The sequence below is a fragment of the Solidesulfovibrio aerotolerans genome (genome assembly GCF_009856865.1).
GTDB classification, from domain to species: Bacteria; Desulfobacterota; Desulfovibrionia; order Desulfovibrionales; family Desulfovibrionaceae; genus Solidesulfovibrio; species Solidesulfovibrio aerotolerans.
Genome location: NZ_WVUD01000013.1, coordinates 19,214 through 31,955 on the forward strand (window position 1 = coordinate 19,214; position 12,742 = coordinate 31,955).

Genomic DNA, 12,742 nt, shown 5'->3' on the forward strand with positions numbered 1-12,742 from the left:
GGTATCGTATGTCTCTGGACGAATTGTTCAGCATGCGCGGCATCGGCCAGACCGGAGTCTCCAGCCGGTCGCTCAAATCCATCCGCATTTCCATCGCCTCGCCGGAAAAGATCCGGGAGTGGTCTTTCGGGGAAGTGAAAAAACCCGAAACCATCAACTACCGGACGTTCAAGCCCGAGCGTGACGGCCTTTTCTGCGCCAAGATCTTCGGCCCGGTCAAGGACTATGAGTGCAACTGCGGCAAGTACAAGCGCATGAAGCACCGTGGCATCGTGTGTGAAAAGTGCGGCGTCGAGGTCATTGCCTCCAAGGTCCGCCGTGAGCGCATGGGCCATATCGAACTGGCCGCCCCGGTGGCCCATATCTGGTTTTTAAAGACCCTGCCGTCCAAGATCGGCACCTTGCTCGACATGACCATGGTCGATTTGGAAAAAGTCCTGTATTTCGACTCCTATCTGGTGCTCGATCCCAAGGACACCAATCTGACCAAGTTTCAGGTCATCTCGGAAGAGCAGTTTATCCAGGTCATCGACCACTACGGCGGCGAAGACGCCCTGGTTGTCGGCATGGGCGCGGAAGCCGTGCGCAGTCTGCTGGAGGAGATTGATCTGCTGACCCTTCGCGCCGAACTGCGCGACGAGTCCATGACCACCAAGTCCCAGACCAAGAAGAAAAAAATCATCAAGCGCCTCAAGATCGTTGAGGCCTTTATCGAGTCGGGCAACAAACCCGAGTGGATGATCATGGAAGTCATTCCGGTCATCCCGCCCGAGCTGCGCCCGCTGGTTCCCCTGGACGGCGGCCGGTTTGCCACCTCGGATTTAAACGACCTTTACCGTCGGGTTATCAACCGTAACAACCGCCTCAAACGCCTGATCGAATTGGGCGCGCCCGACATCATCATCCGCAACGAAAAGCGCATGCTCCAGGAAGCTGTGGATGCCCTTTTCGACAACGGCCGTCGCGGCCGGGCCATCACCGGCACCAACGGTCGGCCGCTCAAATCCCTGTCGGATATGATCAAGGGCAAGCAGGGCCGGTTCCGCCAGAACCTGCTCGGCAAGCGCGTTGACTATTCCGGCCGTTCGGTCATCGTCGTCGGCCCGCGCCTCAAGCTCCACCAGTGCGGCCTGCCCAAGAAAATGGCCCTGGAACTCTTTAAGCCCTTTATCTATTCCAAGCTGGAAGAGAAGGGGCTGGCCACGACCATCAAGACGGCCAAGAAGATGGTCGAGCGCGAAGAGCTGGTGGTCTGGGACATCTTAGAAGACGTGGTGCGCGAGTATCCGATCCTGTTAAACCGTGCGCCGACACTCCACCGCCTGGGTATCCAGGCCTTTGAGCCGACGCTGGTGGAAGGCAAGGCCATTCAGCTGCACCCGCTGGTCTGCTCGGCCTATAACGCCGACTTTGACGGCGACCAGATGGCTGTCCACGTCCCCCTGTCCGTTGAAGCGCAGATCGAATGCCGCGTGCTCATGATGTCCACCAACAACATCCTGTCGCCGGCCAACGGAACGCCCATCATCGTGCCGTCCCAGGATATCGTCCTTGGCCTGTACTATCTCACCATCGAACGCAGCTTCGCCAAGGGCGAGGGCAAGATCTTTGCCGACACTGGCGAGGTCATCTGCGCCGTGGACGCCGAAGTGGTGAGTCTGCATGCCCGCATCACCTGCCGCATCAATGGCGAGCGGGTCAAGACCACGCCGGGCCGCATCATTGTCGGCGAACTCATGCCTGAGGGCGTGCCCTTTGAGTTGGTCAATACGGTGCTGAATAAGCGCAGCATCGGCAAGCTCGTGGGCGACACCTACCGCATGGCCGGCACCAAGGCCACGGTCATCCTGTGCGACCGCTTAAAAGACCTGGGCTACGAATACGCGACAAGGGCCGGCGTCTCCATCGGTGTCAAGGATCTGGCCATCCCGTCCACCAAGGCCAAGCTCCTGGCCGCCGCCCAGAACGAGGTGGACGACATCGAAATCCAGTACGGCGAAGGTATCATCACCCGTACCGAGAAATACAACAAGGTCGTCGACGTCTGGACCAAAGCCACCAACGACGTGGCCACGGAAATGATGAAGGAGATCTCCTGGGATACCCTGACCGACGAAGCTTCCGGGCGGGTGGAGAAGAATACCTCCAGCAACCCGATCTTCATGATGATCCATTCCGGATCGCGCGGTAACCAGGACCAGATGCGCCAGCTCGCCGGCATGCGCGGCCTTATGGCCAAGCCTTCCGGTGAAATCATCGAGACGCCCATCACCTCGAACTTCCGCGAGGGGCTCTCGGTCGCCCAGTACTTCAACTCCACCCACGGCGCACGAAAGGGTCTGGCCGATACGGCCCTTAAGACCGCCAACTCCGGGTACCTCACCCGTCGTCTGGTCGATGTCGTCCAGGACGTCATCATCACCGAGATCGACTGCGGCACCGTGGACGGTCTGGAGATCACCCACTACGTCAAGGCCGGCGACATCAAGCAGCGCGTGCACGAACGCGCTCTGGGCCGGGCCTGCATGTTCGACGTGCTCGATCCGGTCACCGATGAGGTGCTGATCCCGACCAACGCGCTTATTGACGAGCAGTATGCCCAGTTGATCGAAGACAAGGGCTTCAGCTCGCTGATGATCCGTTCGACGCTGACATGCCAGTCCAAGCACGGCGTGTGCGCCATGTGCTACGGCCGCGATCTGGCCCGGGGCCATCTGGTCAACGTTGGCGAGACCGTCGGCATCATCGCCGCCCAGTCCATCGGCGAGCCGGGAACCCAGCTCACCATGCGTACCTTCCACATCGGTGGTACGGCGGCGCGCGAAATCGCCCAGTCGTCGGTGACAGCCCAGCACAACGGCCGCATCGTGCTCTCGCGCGTCAAATCCATCGTCAACCAGCAGGGCCACACCATCATGATGGGCAAGTCCGGGCAGGTGTCGGTGGTGGACGATCAGGGCCGCGAACGCGAACGTTACAGCCTGCCGTCCGGTGCCAAACTGTTCGCCGTGGCCGGGCAGGAAGTGAAAAAAGACCAGTTGCTGGCCGAATGGGACCCGTTTAACGAACCGTTCGTCACCGACGTCGCCGGTGTGATCCGTTTCACCGACATCGTCGAAGGCAAGACCTACCAGGAAAAGGTGGATGACGCGACCAAGCGCGCGACGCAAACCATCATCGAATACCGGACCACCTCCTATCGGCCTTCGATCTCCATCGTAGACGAGCGCGGCAACCCCAAAAGCCGTCCCGGCACCAACACCCCGGCCATCTTCTCCATGCCGGTGGGCGCGATCCTCATGTTGCGCGACGGCCAGGATGTCTTTGAAGGCGATATCATCGCGCGTAAGCCCCGCGAATCGTCCAAGACCAAGGACATCGTCGGCGGTCTTCCCCGCGTCGCCGAGCTGTTTGAAGTTCGCAAGCCCAAGGAAATGGCCGTTGTCTCCGAGATCGACGGTCTGGTGTCCTTTGGCGCGGAAACCAAGGGCAAGCGCAAGATCGTCGTCACCCCCGAGGCCGGCGACTTCAAGGAATACCTCATTCCGCGTGGTAAGCACGTCACGGTCCAGGAAGGCGACTTCGTGGAAGCCGGCGAACTGCTGACCGAAGGTTACCCGGAACTGCACGACATCTTAAAGATCAAGGGCGAGAAGTTCCTGGCCAAGTACCTCGTGGACGAAATCCAGGACGTGTACCGGTTCCAGGGCGTCGGCATCAACGACAAGCATATCGAGATCATCGTCCGCCAGATGCTGAAAAAGGTGTCCATCCTCGATTCCGGCGAGACCACCTTCCTCATTGGCGAGCAGGTGGACAAGATCCGGTTCATGGAAGAGAACCTGCGCTGCGTCGAGGAGGGCTTAAAGCCCGCCATGGCCGAACCGCTGGTGCTGGGTATCACCCAGGCCTCGTTGTCCACGGATTCGTTCATCTCGGCGGCCTCCTTCCAGGAGACCACCAAGGTGCTCACCGAAGCCTCCCTCATGGGCAAGGACGACTCCCTGCGCGGCCTTAAGGAAAACGTCATCGTGGGCCGTCTCATCCCGGCCGGCACCGGCTATCGCCGCTACATGGAGAGCGAGATCGAAGTGCCGCGCCAGCCCGAGCGCCCGGACCGCTTCCTGGAAGAACTGGAAGAAAGTCCGATCATTGGATTGGATGTCGAATAGCTGGTTGCACCCAATTGGCAAAAAAGGGGACTCCGCAGGGAGTCCCCTTTTTTTTGCGTCCTGGCCACGGACCCGGCCGGCGGGGTTGGGTGGCAGGTAACACCCTGATATGCCTTTGCGCTTGTTTTCGGGGACGCAAGCGTCGCCAGACCCCTGGTGCCAGGTTACCCGGGCATGGCCCTGACCATCGACGATGGCAGGACGCAGGCGTCACCAGACCGCTTGGCACCAAGAGCGGCTTAGACAAATGTTGCAAGGCGTGTATACTGTCATCCTGGGCTTCGCTGCCGGCTGCTGCCGGCGGTCGATGCCGAATGGCGGCGCAATGCCTGTTACCGGCCGGAGGAGCCGCCCGGCCTTGCACGCAGGCTCAGGCCGCGTTGCCGCGAACAAGGAGAATGCTATGGCTGGTGGTTGGACAGCCGATGGAGCCGTGCAAGAGCAAATCACGCACTCCATCGAAGATGAAATTTCACGGGTCCGCAGTTTGTTGCCGACTGGCGAAAGTTTGCTTGAATGCGAAGAATGCGGCGAGGCCATACCGCTGGCCCGGCGCGAGGCCTTGCCGGGCGTACGTCTGTGCATCAGCTGCCAGGAGGAGCACGACAAGGAGCAGGCGGCCGAATCCGCCTACAACCGGAGCGCCAACAAGGACAGCCAGTTGAAATAGGGCGAGCGTCCGGTCCTTATGGATGTACTTGCGCCGTGCGCAGACGCTTGACCGTCAATTCGTAATTTTCCTTAAACAGCGTGTCCCGGGGATTGCACCGCAAGGCCTGCTCGAAAAAGGGCAGGGCTTCCGGGGTGCGGCCCTGCTTGTGCAGGGTAAGCCCCAGGTTGTTGTAGGCGGCGCAGAAATCCGGGCAGCGGGTCACCACCGCCTTGTAGCCTTCCACGGCACCGGCCAGATCGCCGCCGCCGCGCCGGGATTCGGCCGTCTCAAAGGCGGCGGTGCACGTGGTGGTTGCGTCCCCGGCCGCAGTGGCGGGGGTGGCCAGGCGTTTTCGGGTCAGGGTGGCGTTTTCGCGGAAAAGCGCTTCGGATGGGGAACATTTGACCGCCTCGTCAAACCAGGGCAACGATTCGGCGGCGTAGCCCAGGGAATACAACGACGTGCCGACGTTGTTGTAGGCCTGGCAGGTGTCCGGGCACAGGGTGAGCAGGGCCTGATAGTCGCGGATGGCCCCGGCATGGTCGCCGCTTGTGCGTTTGGCTGTGGCTTGTTTGCCCAGGCTGTCGCACTGTCCGGCCCGGTCGGCATCGACGGTGGCGGCGGCGGATTTGTTGCGGTTGTCCTGTTCGCGTTTGGCGGCCTCGTGCTGCAACCGGCCGGCATCGATGCGGCGTTCGAGATCCTTGGCCTTGCCGGCCAGGGACTGGGGCAGGGGACCGGTCTCCCGGGCGGCATCCAGCACGCGACGGGCGGCTGCGAAATTTTTCTGGTCCGCAAGCTGTCCGGCCTGGGCCAGGGAGCCGGCCAGTTCCGTCTCGGCCCGGGTTTTCTCGGACTGCACATTTTGCCGCAACTGCGCCAGTTGCGGCAGTTTGGCATTGATTTTTTCAGCCTCGGCCAAAGCGGCCAAGGCCAGATCGTAGCGGCGCGCGGCCAGGAAATCCCGGCTGCGGGCCAGGGCGTCGGCCACGGCCTCTTTGGCCCGGGCGAGTTTGGTCCGCTCGGCGGCAAGGGCAGCATCGCCCGGGACCAGGGCCAGCATGTCGTTGACGGCCAACAGCGCCCCGTCGAGATCGCCGGCAGCGTTGCGCTTGGCCGACTCGGCAGCCAGGGCGGCCAGACGCTGGTCCCGGCCGGCCCGGTGGGTGGCGGCGTCCTGCAATTGGGCAATGCGCGGGTGGCGGGGGTTTAATTTGGCGGCATCGGCCAGGGCGGCCCGGGCTTCGTCGAGCTTGCCCCGGGCCAGGGCGGCTTCGGCCCGGTCTTCGGCCCGGGCCAGATTGTCCCGGGCCTGGGCCAGATTTTTGCGCGCCTGCACCGCGCCCGGATGTTCGGGATCAAGGGCGGCGGCCTCACTCACCGTGGCCAGGGCGGCGTCGGCATCGCCGGCGTTCCACTGGTCCCTGGCCCGGGCCAGACGTTCGTCCAGGCTCCAGGCCCGCTGCTTGCGGGCGGCGATGGCGGCCTCCATTTCGGCCACGGCCCCGAATCGGGGACTGACAGCCTTGGCCTCGGCCACGGCCTTGGCCGCGCTGTCAAAGCGTTTGGCGGCAAGCATGGCGGCGGATTGCTTGAGCGCAGCAATAAGCCGGTCCCGGGCAGCCACCAGCCGTTCCCGTTCGGCCTTGGCCCCGGCATGGGCCGGATCGCTTTCCAGGGCTTTGCCCGTCAGACCCAGGGCCTCCTCCACAGCCCCGGCTTCCCATTTGTCCCGGGCCTGGGCCAGCAGTCTGGCAATGCGGGCGAGCGTGTCCTTGCGCACGGCAACGGCCTGGCGCGCGGTCGTAATGGCTGCGGCCTTGGCGTTTATTTTGGCGGCAGCGTCGAGCATGGCCGCTGCTTCGTCGAAATCATCGGCCGCAAGGGCTGCGTTTGCCCGGGCCAGATGGTCGTCCAAACGGCCCTTGTCGCGCAGGATGCGCTCCAGATTGGCCACGGCGGCCGGATCTTTGGGACTGAGGCGCACGGCCTGCCCGGCAGCCTGGGCCGAGCGGCCGGGATCGCCGTCGGTCCAGGCCTGGCCGGCTTCGCCAACGAGTCGGGCCACTTCCCGGGCGCGTTCGGCGGCCCGGTCGAGTTCGGCCTGGGACACGGCCACTTCAAAGGCACCCTGGCCGCGGCCAAGGAGCAAACCCCGGGCGTCGCGAACTTCCACCGACACCGGACAAGGGCCGGTTTCCTGCCGCGAGGCCGCGATTTCGCGGGTGTCGTCGCCGCCGGCCGCCCGGGCTCCGGGGCACAGGCCCCAGGCATAGGACAGGGGCAGATGGGGGGAGGCCGGCGTAATGGAGGCCCGAAGCCCCACCCGCTGGCCCACGGCCGCACCATCGGCTGCAACCGGCCCTTCTCCGTCGCGCCACACCGTGGCCGGGGCTTCAGCCAGCCCCCGATTGTCCACGGTGACGGCATAGGTGCGCACCGGCACATCGGCCTTGGCCAGACCGAGTGGGGCGCTGGATTTGCCGCTGTCGGCGGCCACGGCCGTCACCTTGACCGGCGTCGTTTTGGCCTGCGTCGGATAAAAGGTCAGGCTGCGTTCGCCCACCCGCACCAGTTTGGCGTGGCCGGGCAGGGGGTCCCAGCGAAATTCCACCCCGTCGTGGACCGGAAAATCCCGGATGGCCACGGTGACTTCTTCGCCGACCAGGGGCGAGGCCGGCGAGGCGGACAGGCCAAAGCTCGGTTGGGCAATGTCCAAGGTCACAGCCTCGGAGATGGCGGCCAGACCGGCCGACGGCCCGGATTTGGGCACCACTTCCACCCAGACCCGCTGGCGGCCCGGACGCGTGAAGACGGCTGTGTTGGTGAAGGGGCCGGCTGCCTCCAAAAATTTGGCACCGTCGTCGGCCTGCCAGCGGCACTCGTAGGCGTCCTGGGGCAGTTCCGTCTCGCCGCGATACAGGCGGGCCTCGAAGGAGGCTGCGCCGCCGACGCGCGGGGTGCCTTCGGTGGGAGCGCTTTTTTTCAGCGCCACCCGCAGCTCTTGGCCGTCCTGCCCGCCGTGCCCGCTCTGCCCGCTCTGCCCGCTCTGGTTGACCAGAGGCTTTGCCGGGGCCACTGGCGGTTCGACGACCGGGCCAGGGCGACGGATGGCGGCCTGGGCTGGATCGGCGGCCAGGCCCAGGCTGGGTGATAGAGCAGTCAGGAGCAGTGTGGCGGCCAAACACAGCAGGTGCAAGGCCCTGACTCTGACTCTTCCGGTATGTTTTTCGCTCTGCTTCACGGGTATCGCTTCCCTGCGTTTTCCGGTCAAGATGCAGCAATCGTTCCAGGAAAAAATGACCGCCCCCTAACGCCCTGGCCAAAGCTGCCGAAAAGACCGGGCAAGGAGGCTGTCATGAAATCCCCAAACACCGCCGCTGCCACGAGTTCCCTGCCCATTCTCGACATCCACTGCCCCGAACACGTGGCCCAGATTGGCGAAGCCTATGCCCGGGAGCGGCATACCGTCCTGACGGCCCTGCACCGGCTGGAATCCATGGGCTATGCCGACAGCCGCCAGCGGGAACGCACGGTCCTGGCCACCATGGAGCCGCTGCCCGGCCATGCACTGATGGAGCGCGCCCCGCGCGAAGTGCTCAAATTGCGGGCGGCCCTGTTTCTGGTGTCCTGCCACGAGCACCGCCGCAATTAGCCGGGCTGCCTGGATCTTTACACAGGCCTTGGGATGCTTATTTCTAAGGTGCAAGGGGAGTGATTCCCTTAACGATATGTCAGCAACCGAAGCGGAGGGGTGGGCGAAATAAACAGCAGCAACCATACTTGGCGCATTGAGGCGCCGCTGGCAGAGATTCGCCAGGCGTAAGAAAAAGAGTTCGCGAAGCTTGGCTTCGCAACCGGCTGTATAAGCAGCTCCCGCGCCGACGGCGAATCTCTTTTTGTTGTGCGGCGTTACGAGTCAGAGGCAGGGGCAGACTTCCAGTGCTGGCGCATGAGCGTGTCGAGTTCCTCGCCCGGCACAGGCTTGGAAAAATAAAATCCCTGGGCGCTTTCACAGCGCAGTTCGGACAGGGCGGTTCGGTGTTCGGCCAGCTCCACTCCTTCGGCCACCACTTCCAGTCCCAGTTTGTGGGCCATGGCAATAATGGCCCGTACGATCTCCATATTCTGCTCGGCTTCGTTCATGTTGCCCACAAACGACCGATCCACTTTGAGGCTGTCAAAGGGGAAACGCTGGATGTAGGACAGGGACGAATAGCCTGTGCCGAAATCATCAATGACCACCTTGACCCCAAGCGCCTTGAGCCGTTTGATGGTGCGAACGGCCTCGTCGGCGTCGTCCATGAGCACGGATTCGGTCAGTTCGAGCTTGACCATTACCGGATCGATGCCGGTCTCGGCCAAAATGGTGGCAACTTCTTCCACGAAATCCGGTCGCTTGAACTGTCGCCCGGAGATGTTGACCGAAAGGGTGAGGGCTGCGGCGTCGGGATTGTTCCGGGTCAGCTCCACCAGCCGGCGGCAGGACAGGCGCAGGATCAACGCCCCGAGTTCGTTTATAAGGCCCGTCTCCTCGGCGATGGGGATAAATTCCGTTGGCGCAATAAGTCCCTGGCGCGGATGCTGCCAGCGGGCCAGGGCTTCAAAGCCGGTGACGTCGCCGGTCGTCAGCGACACGATGGGCTGGTAGTGGACGGTGATTTCGCCGTGTTCCATGGCCTGGCGCAGGGCCAGTTCCATTTCCATGCGGCGCTGGGTGAGCACGCGCATGCCGGCGTCAAAGACAGTGTAGTGGTCGCCGCCATGCTCCTTGGAACTGTACATGGCGTTGTCAGCATCGCGCAGCACCTGGTCGGGGTGTTCGTAGGCCGACGAGCCAAGCACCACTCCGATGCTGCAGGTGACAAAAATTTCCTGCTTTTTAAGGCGAAACGACTGGGCCAACTGGCGCAGGACGTTTTCAGCCATGGAGCTTGCTTCCTCCAGGCTGGCGATATCCTCGATGAGGATGGCGAATTCGTCGCCGCCGAACCGGGCCAGGGTGTCGAGCTCGCGCAAAAGCTTTTGCAGGCGGTTGGCGATGACCATGAGCAGCCGGTCGCCGGTGACGTGGCCGAAGGTCTTATTGACCAGCTTGAAGCGATCCATGTCGAGGTAGAGGACCGCATAGAGGGAGTTGGGGCTGCGCTTGAGGCGTTTGATGGCCAGATCGAGGCGGTTTATAAAAAGCGCCCGGTTGAAAAGGCCGGTCAGGGTGTCGTGGAAAGCGTCGTGGAGGATGTGTTCTTCGAGTTGTTTTTGCCGGGAGATCTCGGCCAGGGTGACCAGGGCACCGGGCAGGGGGCCGGCCAGTCGCGTCACGCACAGGGCGCGCCAGATTTGGACTGACGGCTCGCCGCAGGGCAGATCCATTTCATAGCGGGGCAATTCCCCGGCCAGCACGGCGGCAAATCCTTGCGAAACGGCGGTGGATACGGGAGCTGCCAAAAACTTGGCGCAGACAGCGACAAAGGGAGTGCCAGGGCCGACGTTGGGATCGAATTCGCGCAGCAGCGAAAAGCAGGAGGCATTGGCGGCAATGACCAAACCGGCCGCATCCAGGATGGCGGCATGGGAGGGCATCGATTCGAGGAGGTCAGTCAGATTTGGTAACATGGCCCTCAGAGTCGTTTCCAAATATCGCCGTCACACAATGCACACAGCCTCTGACCAAAGGTGTAAAAGTTTTAGCCAATGGCGTCAAAGGCCAAATCGTCAGTCGCGGGGCAGCTCTGGGATCACCCCGGGACGAATTGTCAGGGTTTCAAGAATGCGCCCGGGTTGTCAACTCTTTCCGTCAATACGGGCGGGCCGCCCGTTCTTGACTTTTCGTTTGCGCCCCGTCATAGACGAACTTCCCGGGCACGGTACCCGTCCTGGGTGAGAATTTAGGCGCAAATCGTATCGTTTGACGATGTTGCGTCTGGAATCACGCTGCGTATCGCAAGGGCATTTTCCGGGATGCGTGGGCACCCCTGGAGCGGCTGAGGTTTTTTGGCGCCAGTGAGACAACAGAGCGTGTAAACGGAAGTCGGACGTCGTTGCCGGGGTTTTCCTGGTGAAAATCCAGGCCAGACGACGTCGGGCAAAACTCAAGGAGGACCGGACATGGCTATTGTTATCGATGACGATGCTTGCATGGGCTGCGAAGCTTGCGTTGAGACCTGCCCCGATGCGTTCGAAATGAACGGCGACGGCGACAAAGCCATCGTGAAAGAGACCGATGCCGAGGCCGATTGCGTGGATGAAGCCATCGACGCCTGCCCGGCTGAAGCCATCACCAAGTCCTGAAGCATCTTGTCCCCCTGTGGGACAGCCCGCGCCGGCTTGCCGGCGCGGGCTTTTTTTTCAGAATCAGGCGGCGGCCGTAAGCCTTGGCGGGAAACAGCCGATAAGAAGTCTGAAGCATCCGGCTGCTTGCGGCCGGCAGGATCGGGCAGGAACGTTTCTTGCTATGCTTTAGCGAGGAGCCGGATCAACTCCCAAGCGAGGCGACGCCATGAACTCCATCCGTAACTACCTGCAACATCGGCTCAATCCCGTTCACATGTATTGTCGGTTGATGGATTTCGGGCTGGCCAGGAAAAACGCCCGGCGGCTGTGCTCTGTGTACGAACGCTTCATCTACCGGGGTTTTTTGTTTCATTAGTCGCCAGTTGCGTTTGACGCCAGCCGTCCGGTCCAGGAAAATGGTGCCTGACGGCAGCGCTCGGCCGCTACCCCACCACCCATCGCCACGTTCTCCTGCCCCAAACGCATTGCCCTGCGAGAGCCGCCGAGTACGATTTTGTTCTACGCCCGGCGGCTGTGTGCAAAAAACGTAACCTCCGACGCGTCAAAACACCCGCTTTCCAGCGGACTGCCGCCGCCCCGTTGCGGCCGCAGCCAGCTCCCTCAGGCCCGCAACCAGATCAGCACGAGCAGACACACGGCAGCGTAGACTCCGGCCAGCACGTCGTCGATCATGACGCCGTAGCCGCCGGGCAGCCAGTTTTCCGAGGCGCGCACCGGGGGCGGCTTTAAAATGTCAAAGGCCCGAAACAGGAAAAACCCGGCCACGAGTTCAAATGTTGTTGGTGCGGCCAGGGGCAGAAACGTCAGCCATTGCCCGACCAGTTCGTCGATGACCACATGGCCGGGGTCTTTGCAGCCCAGGACGATTTCGGTGCGGCTGGCCGCCTTGGCTCCGATGTAAAATATGATGGCCAGCACCACGAAACGCAAAGCGATGGGCAGGGGCAGGAAACACAGCGGCGCGACCAGGACGGCGGCAGCCGAGCCCCAGGTGCCCCGGGCACCGGGCATGCGGCCGATGGGGCCAAGACCTGAGACGAGCAGCGCAAGGCGGTCGCTTGTAAACATGCGGTCCTCCAAAATGTTCGCTCAAGGCCGGGAAGCTACAACGGGGGCGGCTTTGGCGCAAGAGGCGGCCCGGACAGGCCCGACTGTCGTCCTTGCCTGCTTGTCACTGCTGGCGCTTGGGGGTAATGCTGCTACCCAATCCCTGCGCCCTCTGGCGGTGCAGAAAGGAGCAGCCATGGGCCGCTATATTTTTCTTTTTTGCCTCCTCGGCTGTTTCGGCCTCATGGGGTGCGCCACGATCCAACCCATCATGACGCCCCAGGAGTTCGAGGCCGATTGTCGCGCCAACACAGTCGGTGCCGACGCCGCCTGCGCCGGCAAAGTCTGCGAGGTCTATCAGGCTGTGGTGACCGATTATTATGACACCATGGAAGGTTGCTACGCCGCCTGCAAGGATCGGGCTGCCTCCCTGGAAACCGGTGCGACCGGCCAGTGTCTGGCCAAAATCCGCAAGGCCCGGGATACCTGCCGCGATTTCTGCAACCGCAAGTTCTATCGTTGCAACTGCGCCAAGTAACCGTTTTCCGTCCCGATTCCGGGGCGGTGAAACGCCAGA

At 62.6% G+C, this 12,742-nt stretch carries 9 protein-coding genes; 6 read left to right on the plus strand and 3 right to left on the minus strand.

Features of this window, described 5'->3' with window-relative positions; translation table 11 throughout:
- Positions 1-8: 8 nt before the first annotated feature.
- The gene (rpoC, locus tag GTA51_RS09225) at positions 9-4,172 is read left to right on the plus strand and encodes a DNA-directed RNA polymerase subunit beta' (RefSeq protein WP_160960482.1); all 4,164 of its coding nucleotides are present in this window, start codon (positions 9-11) and stop codon (positions 4,170-4,172) included.
- Between the two features lie 403 nt (positions 4,173-4,575).
- The gene (locus GTA51_RS09230) at positions 4,576-4,842 is read left to right on the plus strand and encodes a DksA/TraR family C4-type zinc finger protein (protein WP_160960484.1); all 267 of its coding nucleotides are present in this window, start codon (positions 4,576-4,578) and stop codon (positions 4,840-4,842) included.
- A gap of 16 nt (positions 4,843-4,858) precedes the next feature.
- Here GTA51_RS09230 and GTA51_RS09235 read toward each other — a convergent pair whose 3' ends face one another.
- The gene (locus GTA51_RS09235; protein WP_160960485.1) at positions 4,859-8,023 is read right to left on the minus strand and encodes a tetratricopeptide repeat protein; all 3,165 of its coding nucleotides are present in this window, start codon (positions 8,021-8,023) and stop codon (positions 4,859-4,861) included.
- Positions 8,024-8,182: 159 nt separating this feature from the next.
- On the opposite strand from GTA51_RS09235, the gene GTA51_RS09240 reads away from it, so the two are divergent.
- Positions 8,183-8,479 carry a hypothetical protein gene (locus GTA51_RS09240; protein WP_160960487.1) on the plus strand — a complete coding sequence of 99 codons (297 nt, stop codon included), beginning with the start codon at positions 8,183-8,185 and terminating at the stop codon, positions 8,477-8,479.
- Positions 8,480-8,736: 257 nt separating this feature from the next.
- Here the strand turns inward: GTA51_RS09240 and GTA51_RS09245 are convergent, their stop codons facing one another.
- Positions 8,737-10,440, minus strand: a complete 1,704-nt coding sequence (locus GTA51_RS09245) for a putative bifunctional diguanylate cyclase/phosphodiesterase (protein ID WP_160960488.1) — start codon at positions 10,438-10,440, stop codon at positions 8,737-8,739.
- 492 nt (positions 10,441-10,932) lie between these two features.
- Here GTA51_RS09245 and GTA51_RS09250 point away from each other — a divergent pair, with 492 nt between their 5' ends.
- Both GTA51_RS09250 and GTA51_RS20590 read left to right on the plus strand, forming a co-directional pair.
- The gene (locus GTA51_RS09250) at positions 10,933-11,115 is read left to right on the plus strand and encodes a ferredoxin (RefSeq protein WP_160960490.1); all 183 of its coding nucleotides are present in this window, start codon (positions 10,933-10,935) and stop codon (positions 11,113-11,115) included.
- A gap of 208 nt (positions 11,116-11,323) precedes the next feature.
- A complete protein-coding gene (locus GTA51_RS20590; RefSeq protein ID WP_170300329.1) occupies positions 11,324-11,473 on the plus strand; it encodes a hypothetical protein in 150 nt (49 codons plus the stop codon).
- 245 nt (positions 11,474-11,718) lie between these two features.
- On the opposite strand, the gene GTA51_RS09255 is transcribed toward GTA51_RS20590, so the two are convergent.
- Positions 11,719-12,186, minus strand: coding sequence for a phosphatidylglycerophosphatase A family protein (locus tag GTA51_RS09255; protein ID WP_160960491.1), 468 nt, complete (start codon positions 12,184-12,186; stop codon positions 11,719-11,721).
- 175 nt (positions 12,187-12,361) lie between these two features.
- Here GTA51_RS09255 and GTA51_RS09260 point away from each other — a divergent pair, with 175 nt between their 5' ends.
- On the plus strand, positions 12,362-12,703 hold the full coding sequence (locus tag GTA51_RS09260) for a hypothetical protein (protein WP_160960493.1): 342 nt from the start codon (positions 12,362-12,364) through the stop codon (positions 12,701-12,703).
- Positions 12,704-12,742 lie beyond the last annotated feature (39 nt).

What these genes read in the sequence shown, in the direction of transcription:
- rpoC (WP_160960482.1), top strand. Translation starts at nt 9, where the DNA reads ATGTCTCTGGACGAATTGTTCAGCATGCGCGGCATCGGCCAGACCGGA.
- GTA51_RS09230 (WP_160960484.1), top strand. Translation starts at nt 4,576, where the DNA reads ATGGCTGGTGGTTGGACAGCCGATGGAGCCGTGCAAGAGCAAATCACG.
- GTA51_RS09240 (WP_160960487.1), top strand. Translation starts at nt 8,183, where the DNA reads ATGAAATCCCCAAACACCGCCGCTGCCACGAGTTCCCTGCCCATTCTC.
- GTA51_RS09245 (WP_160960488.1), bottom strand. Translation starts at nt 10,440, where the DNA reads ATGTTACCAAATCTGACTGACCTCCTCGAATCGATGCCCTCCCATGCC.
- GTA51_RS09250 (WP_160960490.1), top strand. Translation starts at nt 10,933, where the DNA reads ATGGCTATTGTTATCGATGACGATGCTTGCATGGGCTGCGAAGCTTGC.
- GTA51_RS20590 (WP_170300329.1), top strand. Translation starts at nt 11,324, where the DNA reads ATGAACTCCATCCGTAACTACCTGCAACATCGGCTCAATCCCGTTCAC.
- GTA51_RS09255 (WP_160960491.1), bottom strand. Translation starts at nt 12,186, where the DNA reads ATGTTTACAAGCGACCGCCTTGCGCTGCTCGTCTCAGGTCTTGGCCCC.
- GTA51_RS09260 (WP_160960493.1), top strand. Translation starts at nt 12,362, where the DNA reads ATGGGCCGCTATATTTTTCTTTTTTGCCTCCTCGGCTGTTTCGGCCTC.